This is a genomic window from Sphingomonas koreensis, assembly GCF_002797435.1.
In the GTDB taxonomy this organism is placed as follows: domain Bacteria; phylum Pseudomonadota; class Alphaproteobacteria; order Sphingomonadales; family Sphingomonadaceae; genus Sphingomonas; species Sphingomonas koreensis.
Genome location: NZ_PGEN01000001.1, coordinates 3,637,879 through 3,652,900 on the forward strand (window position 1 = coordinate 3,637,879; position 15,022 = coordinate 3,652,900).

Annotated in this window: 14 protein-coding genes, 1 tRNA gene and 2 pseudogenes; 8 read left to right on the forward strand and 9 right to left on the reverse strand. The window is 65.1% G+C overall.

What is annotated here, in order from left to right:
- Positions 1 to 1,242 carry an alpha/beta hydrolase family protein gene (locus tag BDW16_RS17365; protein ID WP_066576465.1) on the reverse strand — a complete coding sequence of 414 codons (1,242 nt, stop codon included), beginning with the start codon at positions 1,240 to 1,242 and terminating at the stop codon, positions 1 to 3.
- A 4-nt stretch (positions 1,243 to 1,246) separates the two neighbouring features.
- Entirely contained in the window at positions 1,247 to 1,870 is a 624-nt protein-coding gene (locus tag BDW16_RS17370; protein ID WP_066576462.1) for a TetR/AcrR family transcriptional regulator, read from the reverse strand.
- Positions 1,871 to 1,919: 49 nt separating this feature from the next.
- On the opposite strand from BDW16_RS17370, the gene BDW16_RS17375 reads away from it, so the two are divergent.
- From BDW16_RS17375 to BDW16_RS17400, 6 genes are all read left to right on the forward strand, one after another.
- Positions 1,920 to 2,780, forward strand: coding sequence for a metal-dependent hydrolase (locus tag BDW16_RS17375; RefSeq protein ID WP_066576460.1), 861 nt, complete (start codon positions 1,920 to 1,922; stop codon positions 2,778 to 2,780).
- Positions 2,781 to 2,888: 108 nt separating this feature from the next.
- On the forward strand, positions 2,889 to 4,073 hold the full coding sequence (locus BDW16_RS17380) for an efflux RND transporter periplasmic adaptor subunit (protein ID WP_083954239.1): 1,185 nt from the start codon (positions 2,889 to 2,891) through the stop codon (positions 4,071 to 4,073).
- Between the two features lie 12 nt (positions 4,074 to 4,085).
- Positions 4,086 to 7,283, forward strand: a complete 3,198-nt coding sequence (locus BDW16_RS17385; RefSeq protein ID WP_066576458.1) for an efflux RND transporter permease subunit — start codon at positions 4,086 to 4,088, stop codon at positions 7,281 to 7,283.
- A complete protein-coding gene (locus BDW16_RS17390) occupies positions 7,280 to 8,743 on the forward strand; it encodes an efflux transporter outer membrane subunit (RefSeq protein ID WP_066576455.1) in 1,464 nt (487 codons plus the stop codon). Before BDW16_RS17385 ends, BDW16_RS17390 begins: the two co-directional genes overlap by 4 nt.
- Positions 8,744 to 8,870: 127 nt before the next feature.
- Positions 8,871 to 10,175: an MFS transporter gene (locus BDW16_RS17395; protein WP_066576453.1), complete on the forward strand. Its 1,305-nt coding sequence runs from the start codon at positions 8,871 to 8,873 to the stop codon at positions 10,173 to 10,175.
- The gene (locus tag BDW16_RS17400) at positions 10,172 to 10,720 is read left to right on the forward strand and encodes a thermonuclease family protein (RefSeq protein ID WP_083954238.1); all 549 of its coding nucleotides are present in this window, start codon (positions 10,172 to 10,174) and stop codon (positions 10,718 to 10,720) included. Before BDW16_RS17395 ends, BDW16_RS17400 begins: the two co-directional genes overlap by 4 nt.
- Before the next feature lie 270 nt (positions 10,721 to 10,990).
- Here the strand turns inward: BDW16_RS17400 and BDW16_RS17405 are convergent, their stop codons facing one another.
- From BDW16_RS17405 to hspQ, 4 genes are all read right to left on the reverse strand, one after another.
- The gene (locus BDW16_RS17405) at positions 10,991 to 11,545 is read right to left on the reverse strand and encodes a GNAT family N-acetyltransferase (protein ID WP_083954256.1); all 555 of its coding nucleotides are present in this window, start codon (positions 11,543 to 11,545) and stop codon (positions 10,991 to 10,993) included.
- A gap of 171 nt (positions 11,546 to 11,716) precedes the next feature.
- On the reverse strand, positions 11,717 to 11,986 hold the full coding sequence (gene rpmA / locus BDW16_RS17410) for a 50S ribosomal protein L27 (protein ID WP_066576447.1): 270 nt from the start codon (positions 11,984 to 11,986) through the stop codon (positions 11,717 to 11,719).
- 13 nt (positions 11,987 to 11,999) lie between these two features.
- The gene (gene rplU, locus BDW16_RS17415; RefSeq protein ID WP_066576444.1) at positions 12,000 to 12,371 is read right to left on the reverse strand and encodes a 50S ribosomal protein L21; all 372 of its coding nucleotides are present in this window, start codon (positions 12,369 to 12,371) and stop codon (positions 12,000 to 12,002) included.
- Positions 12,372 to 12,607: 236 nt separating this feature from the next.
- Positions 12,608 to 12,988, reverse strand: coding sequence for a heat shock protein HspQ (gene hspQ, locus BDW16_RS17420; RefSeq protein ID WP_066576441.1), 381 nt, complete (start codon positions 12,986 to 12,988; stop codon positions 12,608 to 12,610).
- 131 nt (positions 12,989 to 13,119) lie between these two features.
- On the opposite strand from hspQ, the gene BDW16_RS17425 reads away from it, so the two are divergent.
- Positions 13,120 to 13,209: transfer RNA gene (locus tag BDW16_RS17425), tRNA-Ser, on the forward strand.
- A 541-nt stretch (positions 13,210 to 13,750) separates the two neighbouring features.
- On the opposite strand, the pseudogene BDW16_RS21980 reads toward BDW16_RS17425, so the two are convergent.
- Positions 13,751 to 13,819 (reverse strand): annotated as a pseudogene (locus tag BDW16_RS21980) (hypothetical protein); the annotation flags it as partial.
- Positions 13,820 to 13,822: 3 nt separating this feature from the next.
- On the opposite strand from BDW16_RS21980, the gene BDW16_RS21720 reads away from it, so the two are divergent.
- The gene (locus BDW16_RS21720) at positions 13,823 to 14,170 is read left to right on the forward strand and encodes a hypothetical protein (protein WP_066576439.1); all 348 of its coding nucleotides are present in this window, start codon (positions 13,823 to 13,825) and stop codon (positions 14,168 to 14,170) included.
- A 108-nt stretch (positions 14,171 to 14,278) separates the two neighbouring features.
- On the opposite strand, the pseudogene BDW16_RS21985 reads toward BDW16_RS21720, so the two are convergent.
- Positions 14,279 to 14,713, reverse strand: a pseudogene (locus BDW16_RS21985) (recombinase family protein); the annotation flags it as partial.
- Entirely contained in the window at positions 14,710 to 15,009 is a 300-nt protein-coding gene (locus BDW16_RS17440; RefSeq protein ID WP_066576435.1) for a hypothetical protein, read from the reverse strand. The pseudogene BDW16_RS21985 and the gene BDW16_RS17440, both read right to left, overlap by 4 nt.
- Positions 15,010 to 15,022: the final 13 nt, after the last annotated feature.

Consider the following 15,022-nt stretch of genomic DNA (forward strand, 5'->3'; position numbering starts at 1 on the left):
TTATTTAGTCAAAAACTCGCCGCGGCCATAGGGTGGGCGGGTCTTGCCTTTGATCCAGTCGCCGAGCAGCCGGAAATAGCCGTCGGTCACGCGGGTGGCAGTGCGCTCGCCTTTGGCATCCTGCGTAAACTCGACCATGCCATGGTCGGTGTCCGGGAAACGGACGATGGCGACATCATGCCCTTCGCGGCGCAGCGTCTGGAGCCGGTCGATGGTGGTCTGCGGCGGGGCTTCGCGATCCTCGGCGGCGATCACCCAGAGCTGGGGCACCTTGACCTTGCGGAGCCATCCCATCGCATCATAGCGCCAGTCGAGTTCGAGATTGTCGAACTTCGCCGCGCCTTCACGGCGCAAAGTCGCCTCGTCGAGCGCGAGCACGTCGCCGGTGAACTCGCCCTTGATCTTCGCGAACCAGGGCTGGCCCGCGTAGCGCGCCTTGACCGCGGCGAGCTGTTCATAGCCCTGCTTGAAATGCTCGGCCATCAGGTTGCCGGTGGCGTCGGTGATCTCGCGCGCCTGTTTGAGTATGTCGGCGCCGTAGCCGGCCTCGGTCAGCTCGGCGGCGACCTGCGAGGCGTCTTCCTCGAGCGGGTCGATCAGCAGGCCGAAGCCGACGGCAACGAAATCGGCGCCCGCATCGTTCGCCGCGCGCGGGGCGACCCAGCCCCCCTGGCTGCCGCCAAGCAGGCCGAAGCGCGAATAGCGGCCGGCGGCGAGGCGCTTGGCTTCCTTCGATGCCGCGGCGGCATCACCGGCGAGCGCGTGGAAATTCTGGTTGTAGGTGCCCTGCGATTCGCCGGTGCCGCGCTTGTCATAGACGAAGGCAGCGATGCCCTGCGCTGCAAGCAACCACGGGTAGGAGGCGCCCTTGACCGCGGAATAGCGTTCGGATCCGTGGACGAGCACCGTCAGCGGCGGTTTCCTGCCCGGCGCCGCGGGCGGCTCGATCAGCAGGCCGTTGAGGGTCAGGTCGCCGCTCTTGAACTTGCTGGGGGTAAGGCGGAGGGCGACCTTCTTGTAGACGACTTGCTTCACGTCGAGCGTGTCGCCGCGGCAGACGACGCTGCCGTCGTTGGTCAGGCCGAAGCGGCCGTCGTCGGCCCACCAGCGCCACGCGCCGGTCTGCGCGGTGTCGGGCCGCTCCATGACGACCATGAAGCGGCCGTCCGGGCCGGCATAGGCGCCGGGCTGGCACGGAAGGGCTGCCGCCTGGGCGGCGAGAGTCAACGCGGCAAGCAACATGAGATCAGCCCCACATCTTCTGGAAACGCGGCGACGCGGTGAGCTGGCGTAACGCGATCTCGCGCGCCGCGCCGCGCGGGAGATCGAGCGACTTGGCCAGCGGCTCGCCGAGCAGTGCATCGCCCATCGCCATCAGCACGAGGCTGAGCGTATCCTCGCGCAGCGAGACGCTGCTTTCCTCGCCCTCCACCGCGGCGATCTGATCGACCAGCTGGTGGATGACCTCGAGGATCGGATCGAGCGCATCCTCGTTACCCGAGAGGATCATCCAGCTCGCCAGCGCGCCCGCGCCGCTCTTGTCGAAAGCGTCGAAAGCGAGATCCACCACTTCGCGCGGCTTGGCTTCGGTGCGCGCTTCCTCACTGGCATGCGCTTCGCGGATGAGCCCGGCGATCTGCGTGCAGACGCTCTCTGCCAGGCTGCGGGCGAGGGCGCGCTGAAGCCCCGCCGCCGAACCGAAATGGTGGAGCAGGTTGGCATGGGTGCGGCCGATGCGCGCGGCGACCGCCTTGAGCGTCACCGCTTGCGGCCCCGCCTCGATCAGGATCGCGCGCGCGGCCTCGAGCGCGGCGTCGCGCGATTCCTCCGGGGTGAGGCGTTTCCGTTCGGGCAGGGGTATTATTGACATTGATGTAAGTAGCACTTAGTTACGTTCGCAATTGCCTTGGAGGAAAAAGGTGGCGAACGCAAAGACTCCTGCCGATCTGACGATCAATCCGCGCGACCGCCGTTTCGGGCGCGAGAGCAAGCAGGATCGGCTTTGGCTGGGCGGCGATGTCGTGGGAACGGCCTTCTACAATGCGCTGTCGGTAACCTTCCCCAAGGGCGAGGCCTTTTTCATCGAGAGCGTTAAGGCGTTCCGCGACGGTGTGAACGACAAGCTCGCGCGTGAGATCAAGGCGTTCACCATCCAGGAAGTGGTGCACAGCCGCGAGCATGTCGCGTTCAACCGGCGCGTGCTCGATCATGGCTATGACATCACCCGGCTTGAAGCGCGGATCGACCAGGTGCTCGAGATCGCGCGCGCGCGGCCCGCGATCGTCCAGCTCGCCGCGACGATGGCGCTCGAACATTACACCGCGATCATCGCCGCCGAGCTGATCCGCAATCCGAGGCACCTCGCCGGCGCCGATCGCGAGAGCGCCGAGCTGTGGCGTTGGCATGCGCTGGAGGAGATCGAGCACAAGGGCGTCGCATACGACACCTTCCTGCACGCGACCCGGAACATGAGCCGCTGGAAGCGCTGGAAGATCAAGTCGCTGACGATGCTGCTGATCAGCGGCACCTTCTGGAAGCACCGGATCGAAGGGACGCTGGACCTGATGGCGCAGGACGGCCTTACCGGCTGGCGCGCGAAGGCGGCGCTGGCGAAGTATCTGCTGGGTTCGCCCGGCATCGTCCGGCGCATGATCCCGGCCTGGTCGAGCTATTTCCTGCCCGGCTTCCATCCGTGGAACCATGACGATCGCGCGCTGATCCGGCTGGCGGAAAGCGAGTATGCAGAGGCACTTATGCCCAACGTTGTGGCAGCAGCGTGAGACCATACCCGAATTACTGAACGGAAAATTTCAGAAATTATCCGTTGCGGGGTTGAAACCTCCGCTTCGTCCCCCCAATTGCCGCGGCGCAGCAAAGGGGAAAGAATAATGCGGTCTGCAATCGCCATCGTGGCTCTGACTCTGCTTTCGGCTTGCGGAGGCGGGGAGGGCCCGCCGTCGCCGGCCGCGCCCGAAGTAACGGTCGCAACCCCCTTGCAGCGCGAAGTCGTCGACTGGGACGACTATACCGGCCGCTTCGTCGCCCCGCAGGACGTCGAGATCCGCGCGCGGGTCAACGGTGTCATCACCGCGATCCATTTCCGCGACGGTCAGGACGTGACGCAGGGCCAGCCGCTCTTCACGATCGATCCGCGCCCCTATCAGGCGCAGCTCGCCCAGGCACAGGCGCAGATCGCGCGTGCGCAGGCGGCGCTGACCAATGCCCGCCAGGTGACGGCGCGCAGCCGCGCGCTCGCCAGCGCGCAGGCGGTGAGCAAGGAAGAGCTCGAGACCAACATCGCCGCGGAGCGCAGCGCCGCCGCCGATCTGGCAGCCGGGCGTGCCTCCGCGAACGCGGCGCAGCTCAACCTCGGCTTCACCACCGTGCGCGCGCCGTTCAGCGGCCGCATGTCGGACCGCAAGGTCAGCCTGGGCGACTCGGTCGCCGAAGGCCAGACGGTGCTGACCCGCATCGTTTCGATCGACCCGATCCGCTTCGAGTTCGAGGGCGCCGAGAGCTTCTACCTCAAGAATCTCCGCCAGGATCAGCGCGGCGAGCGCGGTTCCTCGCGCAACACCGCCAACCCGGTTCAGATCCAGCTTGCCGACGAGAACGAGTATCGCTGGAACGGCCGGATGCGGTTCCTCGACAGTGCGGTCGATCCGAATTCGGGGACGATCCGCGCCTATGCCGAGGTTCCCAATCCGACGCGCTTCCTGACGCCGGGCATGTTCGGCCGTGCGCGTCTGCTCGGCTCGGGCACGTACAAGGCGATGCTGATCCCGGATGAGGCGATCGTCACCGACCAGACCCGCCGCCTCGTCTATGTCGTCAGCAAGGACAACAAGGCGACCCCGCGACCGGTCGAGATCGGCGCAAAGGTCGAAGGGCTGCGCATCGTCCGCGACGGGCTTGCCCCGACCGATCGGGTGATCATCGCCGGCATGGGCATGCTCCAGCCGGGCGCGCCGGTTACGCCGAAGAAGGGCGTGATCAAGCCGGATGCGACCAAGCAGGCTGCCCCGACCGCCCCGACCGAGGAGCCGGCATCCGGCCAGGCCACCGTCCGCTAAAGGACCGAAACGATGAAATTCCCCCATTTCTTCATCGAGCGGCCGATCTTTGCGGCGGTGCTCTCGATCCTGATCGTGATCGTCGGGGCCATCGCGTACCCGTCGCTGCCGATCGCGCAATATCCGAACATCGCCCCGCCGACGGTGGTGGTGACCGCCACCTATCCGGGCGCGAGCGCGGAGACGCTGGCGGAAACCGTTGCCGCGCCGATCGAACAGGCGATCAACGGCGTCGACAACATGATGTACATGACGTCGTCGTCGACCGGTAACGGCCAGACGCAGATCACCATTGCGTTCAAGCAGGGCACCAATGTCGATCAGGCGCAGGTGCTGGTGCAGAACCGCGTCCAGCAGGCCGAACCGCGCCTGCCCGAGGATGTGCGGCGACTGGGCATCACGGTGAACAAGAACTCGCCCGACTTCCTGATGGTCGTGTTCTTCACCTCGCCCGACAACAGCCTCGATATCCAGTATATCTCGAACTACGTAACCCTGCAGGTGCAGGACCGGATCGCGCGTATCCCGGGCGTCGGCCAGGCGCTCGCATTCGGCGGACGCGACTATAATATGCGCCTGTGGATCGACCCCGGTCTCGCCGCCGCGCGCGACATGACCATCGACGAGGTGGTCAACGCCGTCCGCGGGCAGAACGTCCAGGTCGCCGCGGGTTCGGTCGGCCAGCCGCCCTATGGCAATGCCAGCCCCGCCTTCGAGCTGGGCGTGCAGGCCAAGGGCCGACTGACCACTCCCGACGAGTTCGGCAGCATCGTCATCAAGCGCGATGCCGAGGGCAAGCTGACCCATCTGCGCGACGTCGCGCGGATCGAGCTGGGCGCACAGGACTATAGCTTCAACGGCTATCTGAACGACAAGCGCGCGGTCGGCGTGGGCGTGTTCCAGCTGCCCGGCTCGAACGCGCTGGCGACCGCCGAAGCGGTCAAGGCCGAGCTGGAGACGGTCTCCAAGCAATTCCCGCAGGGGATGAAATACTCGATCGACTACAACCCGACCGAGTATATCGACGAGTCGATCACCGCCGTGGAGCACACGCTGATCGAGGCGCTGGTGCTGGTGGTGCTGGTGGTCATCATCTTCCTCCAGAGCTGGCGTGCGGCGATCATCCCGATCATCGCGATCCCGGTGTCGCTGGTCGGTGCCTTCGCGGTGCTGCTGATCTTCGGCTACTCGCTCAACACGCTCTCCTTGTTCGGCCTCGTGCTCGCCATCGGCATCGTCGTCGACGATGCGATCGTGGTTGTCGAGAATGTCGAACGATTGATGGAGGAGAAGGGGCTGTCGCCACGCGAGGCGGCGCACGAGACGATGGACGAGGTGTCCGGCGCGATCATCGCGATCAGCCTGGTGCTGGTCGGCGTGTTCATCCCGACCATGTTCATCCCGGGCATTTCGGGCGCCTTCTACCAGCAGTTCGCGATCACCATCGCCTCGGCGACGATCATCTCGGCCTTCGTGTCGCTGACGCTCTCGCCCGCGCTCTGCGCGCTGGTGCTCAAGCACAAGGGGCATCATTCGGAAATCCCGGAAGGCTGGCGCGGGCTGCCCGCGCGTGCGGGGCTCAAGTTCAACCAGGGCTTCAACTGGCTGTCCGAGAAATACGGCCAGCTCACCTCGAAGCTGGTGCGGATGCTGATGGTGGTCGGCGTGGTCTATGTCGCGCTGATCCTCGTCGCGGGCTGGCGCTTCACCTCGACCCCGTCGGGCTTCATCCCGCCGCAGGACCAGGGTTATCTGATCGGCGTGGTCTCGCTGCCGCCAGGTTCCTCGCTGCAGCGCACCGATGCCGTGGTGCGCGAGGCGATCGCCGCCGCCAACAAGGTGCCGGGCATGCTCTATTCGGTGGGCTTTGCCGGCCTTGACGGCGCGAGCTTCTCGACCGCGCCGAACGCGGGCGTGATCTTCCTCGGCTTCAAGCCGCATGCGGACCGCAAGGAAACCCAGGAGGAGATTCAGGGCGCACTCTATGGAGCGTTCTCGGGGATCAAGGGCGGAACGCTGTTCATCGTGCCGCCGCCGCCGGTGCCGGGCATCGGCAATGGCGGCGGGTTCAAGATGATGGTGCAGGACCGCAGCGGACAGGGCTATCATGCGCTGGCCGGTGCCGCGATGGGCATGATGATGGGCGCGAACCAGCAGGAGAGCGTCACCAACACCTTCACCCAGTTCAACACCGGAACCCCGCGCCTGACCGCCGATGTCGATCGCGAGCGTGCGGAACGGATGGGCGTGCCGGTGCAGAACATCTTCTCGACGCTCGGCTCGTATCTCGGTTCGGCCTATGTGAACGACTTCAACTATCTGGGCCGGACCTTCCGCGTGACGGCGCAGGCGGACGCGCCCTATCGCGACGATGCCTCCGATATCCAGATGCTGAAGACCCGTTCGGCCGCGGGCGAGATGGTGCCGATGAGCTCGGTGATGACGCTCAAGAACGACAGCGGTCCGTATCGCGTGGTGCGCTACAACCTCTATCCGGCGGCCGAGCTGATCGGCGACACCAAGCCGGGCTATTCGACCGGCCAGACGCTGGATTCGATGGAGGCGCTGGCCGCGCAGACCCTGCCGCGCGGCATGGGCTTCGAATGGACCGAGCTGGCGCTGGAGCAACGTCAGGCGGGCAATACCGGCCTGATCGCCTTCGGCCTCGCGGTGGTGTTCGTCTTCCTGCTGCTCGCTGCACTCTATGAGAGCGTGGTGCTGCCGCTGGCGGTGATCCTGATCGTGCCGATGTGTCTGCTCGCCGCGATCCTGGGCGTCAATCTGATGGGCATGGACAACAACATCCTGACCCAGATCGGCTTGATCGTGCTGATCGGCCTGGCGGCGAAGAACGCGATCCTGATCGTCGAGTTCGCGCGCCAGAACGAAGAAGAAGGCATGGATATGTGGGAGGCCGCGAAGCATGCGGCGCACCAGCGTATGCGTCCGATCGTCATGACGTCGATCGCGTTCATCCTGGGCGTGCTGCCGCTGGTGATCGCAAGCGGCGCTGCGGCGGAGCTTCGCCAGGCGCTGGGCGTCGCGGTGTTCTTCGGCATGATCGGCGTGACGATCTTCGGCCTGCTCTTCACCCCGGCCTTCTACGTGATCTGCCGCAAGCTCGGCGACTGGGCGAGCAGCACTGCCGCCAGGCTGCGCCGCAAACCGACCCACGACCCCAAAGACCCCGTAGTGGAGCCCGCAGAATGAAGCGTCTCAGTCTGATTGCTCCGTTGCTGGCGGGCTCGTTGCTGGCGGGCTGTGCGGTGGGGCCGAACTATGAACGCCCCGAGACGCCGCCCGCGGCGGCCGGCGCCTTCGTCGACCCGGGTATCACCAAGGTGACGCCCGGCGCTGTCGAGGGCGAATGGTGGCGGCTGTTCAAGGATCCGGTGCTCGACCGGCTGGTGGTGGAGGCGCTGACGCACAACACCGACATCCGCCAGGCATCGGCGAACCTCAAGCGTGCCCGGGCGATCCTGTCCGAATCGCGCGGCCAGCGGCTGCCGGGCACCACGTTGCAAGGCCAGTATACCCGCCAGCGCACGGGTGCGGAGAGTGCGCAGGGTGCGCTGCCACCGGGCGTCGACGGGGTCGAGAACGACTTCTTCCGGCTCGGCTTCGACGCTTCCTATGAGGTCGATCTGTTCGGGCGGGTGAGCCGGTCGATCGAGGCCTCGCGCGGCGATACCGAAGCGGCGCAGGCCGCGCTCGACGGCGCGCGCGTGGCGGTCGCGGCGGAGACGGCGCGGACCTATGCCGCGGCGTGCGGCTTCGCGGCGCAGGCCGAGGTGGCGCGCGAGACGGTGCGGCTTCAGACCCGCACCTTCGAGCTGACCCAGCGGCTGGTCGAAGCCGGGCGCGGCACCGCGCGCGACATCGATCAGGCGCGGGTGCTGACCGAGAATGCCCGAGCGCAGGTCCCGGCGTTCGAGGCCGAGCGCCGCGCCGCGCTCTATGCGCTGGCGACGCTGACCGGCAAGCCGCCGGCGGAGCTGGATAGCGATGCGAGCGCCTGTGCGACGCCCCCGGGCGTGTCGGACCTGATTCCGGTAGGCGATGGTCAGGCGCTGCTCGCGCGGCGGCCCGACGTCCGTCAGGCCGAGCGGGCGCTTGCGGCCGATACTGCGCGGGTCGGTGTCGCGACGGCGTCGCTCTATCCGTCGATCCGGCTGCTGGGGTCGGTGTCGCTCGGTTCGCAAAGCCTCGACAATCTGGGCAAGAGCTCGTCGTTCAACTTCTCGCTCGGGCCGCTGCTCAGCTGGAACTTCCCCAACATCACCGCGGCACGGGCGCAGATCCGTCAGGCCGAGGCGGGCGCGGAAGGCTCGCTCGCGGCGTTCGACGGCACCGTGCTGACCGCGCTGCGTGAGGTCGAGCAGGCGCTGGCGCGCTATTCGGGCGAGATCGAGCGCAACGTCGCGCTGCGCCGCGCCGATACCGCGGCGACCAACGCCGCACGGATCGCGATCCTGCGCTTCGAGGCGGGTCGTGACAGCCTGCTTCAGCGGATCGACGCCGAACGCGATCGCGCCGGTGCGCGCGCCGCGCTTGCCCAGTCCAACGCTGCGCTGGCCGAGGCTCAGGTCGCCCTGTTCAAGGCGCTGGGCGGCGGCTGGGAAGGCGCTCCCGCTCCGGTACGCCGCGAGGCTTCGGCCGCGACCCCTTAGGGCAATGCCCTGAACCCCAGGAGCCGGGCGCCCGCCACGTGTAGCGTGACGGTGGTGCGTGTCCGGCTCCGTCCTTGGGGGTAGCAGCGGGGCCCGTGAGCGGCCATCGTGTGACACCGAGGACCGTATGACGCCCTTTCATCACCTGCTGATCAACAACCTGGTCGCAAGCATCACCAACTTCACCGTGTGGTTCGCGGTGACCTTCTGGGTGTTCCTCGAGACCAAGTCGGTGTTCGCGACCGGCATGATCGCGGGGATGTACCTTATCCTCACCGCAGCGCTGGCGATCTGGTTCGGCAGCCTGGTTGATCATCACCGCAAGACGCGGGTGATGATGGTGTCGAGCGCAGCGTCGCTGCTGCTCTACGCGATTGCGCTCGCGGGCTACTTCCTCGCGCCGGAAGGCAGCATGACGAAGATCGCTGGCGTGCCGCTGTGGGTGTTCCTGTTCACGGTGATGCTGGGGGTGATCGCGGGCAATCTGCGCAACATCGCGCTGCCGACCCTGGTGACTCTGCTGGTGCCCGAGGACCGGCGGGACAAGGCCAATGGGCTGGTCGGCATGGTGACGGGTATCGGCTTCCTCACCACCTCGGCGATCAGCGGCTTTCTCGTCGCATGGGGCGGAATGGTCGCGACGTTGGCGTTCGCGATCGGGTTGTCGGCACTGGCGATGCTTCACCTGGCCTTTATCAGGATCGATGAGCAGGTCGCCGCGGACACGCATGACGCGCCCAAGCGGGTCGACCTCGCCGGCACGATCCGCGTAGTGGGCGCGGTGCCGGGGCTGTTCGCACTGATCTTCTTCGCGGCGTTCAACAACCTGCTCGGCGGCGTGTTCATGGCGTTGATGGATGCCTATGGCCTGTCGCTGATGAAGGTCGAGCATTGGGGGCTGCTCTGGGCGTTCGTCTCCTGCGCCTTCATCCTCTCCGGGTTGCTGATCTCGCGTACCGGGCTCGGCGCAAATCCGCTGCGGACGCTGCTCCTGGTCAATGTGATCGTCTGGGCGGTCGCCGCGGTGTTCACCATCCAATCGTCGATCGTGCTGCTCGCCGGGGGCTGTTTCATCTGGCTGTTCCTCGGCCCCTATGCCGAGGCAGCGGAGCAGACGACCCTGCAGAAAGTAGTGCCGTTCGAGCGGCAGGGCAGGGTGTTCGGCTTTGCCCAGTCGATCGAGCAGGCGGCGTCGCCGCTCACGGCGTTCATGATCGCGCCGTTGACCCAGTTCGTCTTCATCCCCTTCATGACCACGGGCACCGGCGCGGACATGATCGGCGACTGGTATGGCCGCGGGCCGGAGCGCGGGATGGCGCTGGTGTTCAGCATCGCCGGAGTGATCGGCGTGCTGGTCGCCTTCGTGGCGTTCAACTCGCGCGCCTATCGCCAGCTTTCGGCCGCCTATGCGCGGGAGGAAGTCGTGGCATGAGACCGCAGCGCTGGCTGCGGCAGATCGCGGTGCTGGCCGTGCTGTTCCTGATCCTGTTCGCGATCGCCGAATTGCGTGCACCGCCCGAGCGGCTCGCCGCCGAAGGTGCGGCCGTGCAGGTAATCGATGGCGACAGCCTGCGCATCGGTGAGCGGACGGTACGGCTCCAGGACATCGACGCGGTCGAGTTCCATCAGCCGTGCCGGATGCCCGACGGCAAGGAATGGCGCTGCGGGGGCGAGGCACGCAAGGCGCTCGCCACGCTGATTGCGAAGGGCGGGCTGGCCTGCGAACCGCAGGCGACCGACAATTTCGGCCGGGCGGTATCGGTCTGCTCGGCGGCGGGCGTCGGGGACATCGCCGCCGCGCTCGTCGCGCAGGGCTGGGCGGTCAGCGGCGATGGCGAGCGGGAGGGGGGCTATGCTGCCGAGCAGCAGGCTGCACGGGCAGCGAAGCGCGGCATCTGGCGTGGCAGCTTCGTCCGGCCGGCAGAATGGCGCGCTGCCCATCCGCGCAGCGCGCCATCGCCAGTTCCGGCCACTTAGGGTCTACACCCAACTAGAACGAGGTCGAGACGGAGCGGATTTTGGCGTCAGGCTAGGAGCAAGGAGGGAGCGATGGGGATCCATCGTGACCGACGCGCGACGCCGCATGGCGCCAAAAGACGCCCGCCGCTGCGCGGTTGTCCATGGAAGGCCGCCGAGCTTCGTCGCTTGCTTGCGCGTAGCTTCAGCTACGCGACTGCGCCGCGCTTCTTGTCGGCGGCCTTCCATGGACAATCTCGATCCTCGTTCTAGTTGGGTGTCGACCCTAACTCACGCCGCCATTCGGTCGCACGGGTCGTCGCTGCGATCCTCGCCCGACAGGCGGTGCTCGTACTCGACGCACTGCACCTCGCCGCCGCGGCCGCGCGAATAGCGCGGCACGACGCGCCCGGTGGCCTGGAAGCCGAGCTTGCGCAGCACCCGGCCCGAGGCGGGGTTGTCGATATAGTGCCCGGCCGCGAGCCGCGGGACCCGCAGCGCGCGCGCGATCGCGATCACCGCCTGTCCCGCCTCGGTCGCGTAACCGCGGCCCCAGGCGTCGGGGGTGATCCAGTAACCCAGTTCGTGCGGCTCATTGTCATAGGGGCCGAAGCCGATCCCGCCGACGATACGGCTGCCGCCGTCCTCGAGCGCGCAGATCAGGAAGCTGGTCCTGCGCTGCCGCTCGGGGCCGGACAGGAACGCCTGCGCGTCGCCGATCGTGTAGGGCCAGGGTGCGCGTCCGAGATTGCGGACGACTTCGTGATGGCCCATCGCGCGCGCCAGCTCGGGCGCATCCTCGATCCAGCCGGGCCGCAGCATCAATCTTTGCGTTCTTGCGAACATCATACTCTCCTCGCGTGCTCGCCACTGGCCCCGTTTGATGACGGAACAGCGACGATCTGGATGGGAGGGAGCAAGAAAAAAGGGAGACCGGGGCGACCCGTCTCCCTTTTTCGGTCCCCTGAAGCGGGGACCCGGATCGCCCTGGCGGGCAACCCGATCGGTTACCCTATGTTACTCGGCTGCTTCCGCAATCATGTCTACCGAACAGAATTTGCGGCCGAGCTTGCCGTCGTGGAATCGCACGCGGCCGTCGGTAAGCGCGAACAGCGTATGGTCCTTGCCGATGCCGACATTGGCGCCCGGGTAGAACTTCGTGCCGCGCTGACGGACGATAATGTTGCCGGCAATGGCCTGCTGGCCGCCGAACAGCTTCACGCCAAGGCGCTTCGATTCCGAATCGCGGCCGTTACGCGAAGAGCCGCCTGCTTTCTTATGTGCCATCTCGCGTTACTCCTTACGCTTCCGCAGCCGGGGCAGCGGCTTCCGCCGGCGCCGCATCGGCCTTCTTTGCCTTCGCCTTCTTCTCCTGCGCACCGATCGCGGTGATCTTCAGGATGGTGTGGTTCTGGCGATGGCCGTTCTTGCGGCGATAATTGTGCCGGCGGCGCTTCTTGAAGACGATGACCTTCTCGCCCTTCGCCTGCGCGACGATTTCGGCCGATACGGTCAGACCGTCGGTCGCCTTCAGCTCCGAACCTTCGCCAGCGAGCAGCACGTCACCCAGGGTGATCGTCGAACCGGCTTCGCCCTCGAGCTTCTCGACGACGATCTTGTCTCCTGCGGCAACGCGATACTGCTTGCCGCCCGTGCGCACGACTGCGAACATGGCTCTTTCTCAATTCCAAATGCTTGTGCCCGCGCAGGACAAACCCGCCGGAGAGGAAGGGCGCGCCTAAGCGAATCGCTACTTCAAGTCAACCTTTTGCTGAGGCCTTTGTGGGCATTTGCCCAGAAAGCCACAGCGGCGCGCCCCCTCACTCTGCCGCTCGTCAGGATAGTGAAGTGGGTGGCCGGGTGAGGGACCGCGCCGGTGCGACCGAATCGCTTGGGCGATGAAGAAGACTAGTGCCTGTGCTCGCGCTTGAGGCGATAGCGCCCGTCGCCCAGCTCGTCGAACAGACCGCCGATCGCCGGGTGGTTGACCGGTTCGTCGCTGTCGTCGCTCACCAGATTCTGCTGGCTGACATAAGCGACATAGCTCGATTCGGCATTCTCGGCGAGCAAATGGTAGAAGGGCTGGTCCTTGCGCGGGCGCGCGTCCTCGGGAATCGCCTCATACCATTCGTCGCTGTTGGCGAAGACCGGGTCGATGTCGAAGATCACGCCGCGGAAATCGAACATCCGATGCCGCACCACGTCGCCCACGTTGAAGCGTGCGTGCGCGACCGGGGGTACGGGGACCCCGGCGGTGGAAAGATCGAGAAAGTCATGGGCACGAGTCATGGGTTCAATCTAGTGCGGTTTGCGCGCCGCACAAGAAGTGCAGGAAGGGCGCTTGTGCGGCTCGATTCTTTGGTCTAGAGGCGCCCGCTCGACTGGCCGGACCGGCAATTGCCGTCCCCGGATCCCCTCGCGGAGAGGTGGCAGAGTGGTCGATCGCGCCGCACTCGAAATGCGGTTTACGGGGAACCGTAACGTGGGTTCGAATCCCACCCTCTCCGCCATTACTGTTTCTCGGTTCCCGAGCCGCCCTAACACCATGAACGGTAAGGAAAATTCAGCGGTTCGAACGCCCTCATTCCAATCATATTTCAAATGAGAGCCTAAGGTGAGATTCAGCACGATCCGCTTGTCGTCGAACGTGCCATTAGTCCATAGATTGCAAGGGTTTGCGATGAAATCGAAAGCGGTTCGAAAAGTCGCATCGTAATCCCTTGCAACAGTGCCGCACAGAGCCGCCTTCTCGTCCAGAACCAGCTTTTCCATTTCGAGCTTATCGACCTCGCTCTCAAAACGAGCGATTACCGAACGGCTTTCCGACTGGACAATCTTGTCGAGAATCTGACCGATCTTTTTCTCGATGGTCGCCATCTCGCGCTTGATCGCGGCACGTCCCTCGTGCGCTTTGGCTTCTGCCTCGTTCCAACGCTTGCGGAAAATTTTCGAGAAGAGGCTGAGCAATTCCGGGCGCGGCGTGAGCTTCGTCAGCATCGCCTCGAATGCGCTTTCAACCAAGTCCCGCTTCACCGATTTTCCAAAACGGTCGCATCCGCGATGGCGGCAAACATAGTATGGGTAGCGGCCATTGCGCCCCTTGGTCCAGTTCGCGGTCATAGGATGATCGCAGTCGCCGCAGGCGACAAAGCCGCGCAGCGGGAAATCGACATGGATGTCCGAGCGCGTCGGCGCGAGCGGTTTGCCCGCAATCCGTTCCTGAACCTGATGGAAGGTTGCAAGCGATATGGTCGCCTCATGTTGCCCCGGACGCAGCGAAACGTCCCACGCCTTACTCTCCACATAGCCAGCGTAGATCGGGTGCGTCATGATGCGGCTGGCCTGCTCGTTCGTCAGGTGCCCGTGCCGCGTGACAGGGAATCCGGCATGAGACTCGAAGAAGCGTTTGACTTCCGCCTTCGAGTTGAAGCGTCCGCTGGCATAGCCTTCGAGGCCTTCCTGAATAATTGAGGCGACTGGTTCATCGCGAACCAGAATGCTGCCACCCGCAGGACTTTTCTCGTAGCGATAGCCGAGCGGGGCCATGAAGACCCAGTAACCGCCGAGCATCCGCGCTCTCATCCGGTTACGCGCCTGCTCACCGTTCTTTTGCCGCTGGTGCTGAGCAACGCTCGCCAGCAAATGCTCGATGAGAACGCTGTCGGAGTCTGAGCCGAACTCGATGGATGGAGATTCCAGTGTTCCGCCTGCGCGGAAAATATCTTCTTTGAGATCGAAGTGAGCTCTAACCTCTCGCGCGATACGGCTGATATCGTCGATGATAACGACCATGCCCTTTTTGCGGATAAAGGCTAGCATTGCGTCGAAGCCCGGTCGCTGAGCAAGTTTGCCGGACACGTCGTCGGTGAAGACACCCACGACCTGATGGCTACGATGCTTCGCATATTCGCGGCAGCGGGTTTCTTGGCTTCCGAGGCCGTTGCCCTCTCTCGCCTGCTTTTTGGTGCTCACGCGGCAGTATATGACTGCCTGCTGGTTCGTTTTTCTGGTCATGGCGCTAACTGCCTCATGGGGCCTTTGGTGTTGATCGCGCCCTCGCTATCGAGGTCAACAAGCTCCGAAACATCGGATTCCGGCAGATTAGCACGAGTTTCCGCGCCGTTGAAAGCAAAGTTTGCACGGTCAGACAGAGATAATTGAACAGTGCTTTTGCCGAACGCCTGATGTATAAATGAGGCTGCAATCGCGTCAAGGAACCGGATGATTTCGTCTTTCCGAGATTCAGAAATGGCGAACTCCGCAATTTCACTGCGAAGCTCCTGCATTTCTTCCGGTGACAACATCTTCATCAAACCCGCCCCG

Excerpts from the sequence above, each read along its gene's own strand:
- BDW16_RS17395 (WP_066576453.1), top strand. The coding sequence starts at position 8,871 with ATGACGCCCTTTCATCACCTGCTGATCAACAACCTGGTCGCAAGCATC.
- BDW16_RS17380 (WP_083954239.1), top strand. The coding sequence starts at position 2,889 with ATGCGGTCTGCAATCGCCATCGTGGCTCTGACTCTGCTTTCGGCTTGC.
- rplU (WP_066576444.1), bottom strand. The coding sequence starts at position 12,371 with ATGTTCGCAGTCGTGCGCACGGGCGGCAAGCAGTATCGCGTTGCCGCA.
- BDW16_RS21720 (WP_066576439.1), top strand. The coding sequence starts at position 13,823 with ATGATCGCAGTCGCCGCAGGCGACAAAGCCGCGCAGCGGGAAATCGAC.
- BDW16_RS17405 (WP_083954256.1), bottom strand. The coding sequence starts at position 11,545 with ATGTTCGCAAGAACGCAAAGATTGATGCTGCGGCCCGGCTGGATCGAG.
- BDW16_RS17370 (WP_066576462.1), bottom strand. The coding sequence starts at position 1,870 with ATGTCAATAATACCCCTGCCCGAACGGAAACGCCTCACCCCGGAGGAA.
- BDW16_RS17400 (WP_083954238.1), top strand. The coding sequence starts at position 10,172 with ATGAGACCGCAGCGCTGGCTGCGGCAGATCGCGGTGCTGGCCGTGCTG.
- BDW16_RS17365 (WP_066576465.1), bottom strand. The coding sequence starts at position 1,242 with ATGTTGCTTGCCGCGTTGACTCTCGCCGCCCAGGCGGCAGCCCTTCCG.
- BDW16_RS17440 (WP_066576435.1), bottom strand. The coding sequence starts at position 15,009 with ATGAAGATGTTGTCACCGGAAGAAATGCAGGAGCTTCGCAGTGAAATT.
- hspQ (WP_066576441.1), bottom strand. The coding sequence starts at position 12,988 with ATGACTCGTGCCCATGACTTTCTCGATCTTTCCACCGCCGGGGTCCCC.
- BDW16_RS17385 (WP_066576458.1), top strand. The coding sequence starts at position 4,086 with ATGAAATTCCCCCATTTCTTCATCGAGCGGCCGATCTTTGCGGCGGTG.
- BDW16_RS17390 (WP_066576455.1), top strand. The coding sequence starts at position 7,280 with ATGAAGCGTCTCAGTCTGATTGCTCCGTTGCTGGCGGGCTCGTTGCTG.
- rpmA (WP_066576447.1), bottom strand. The coding sequence starts at position 11,986 with ATGGCACATAAGAAAGCAGGCGGCTCTTCGCGTAACGGCCGCGATTCG.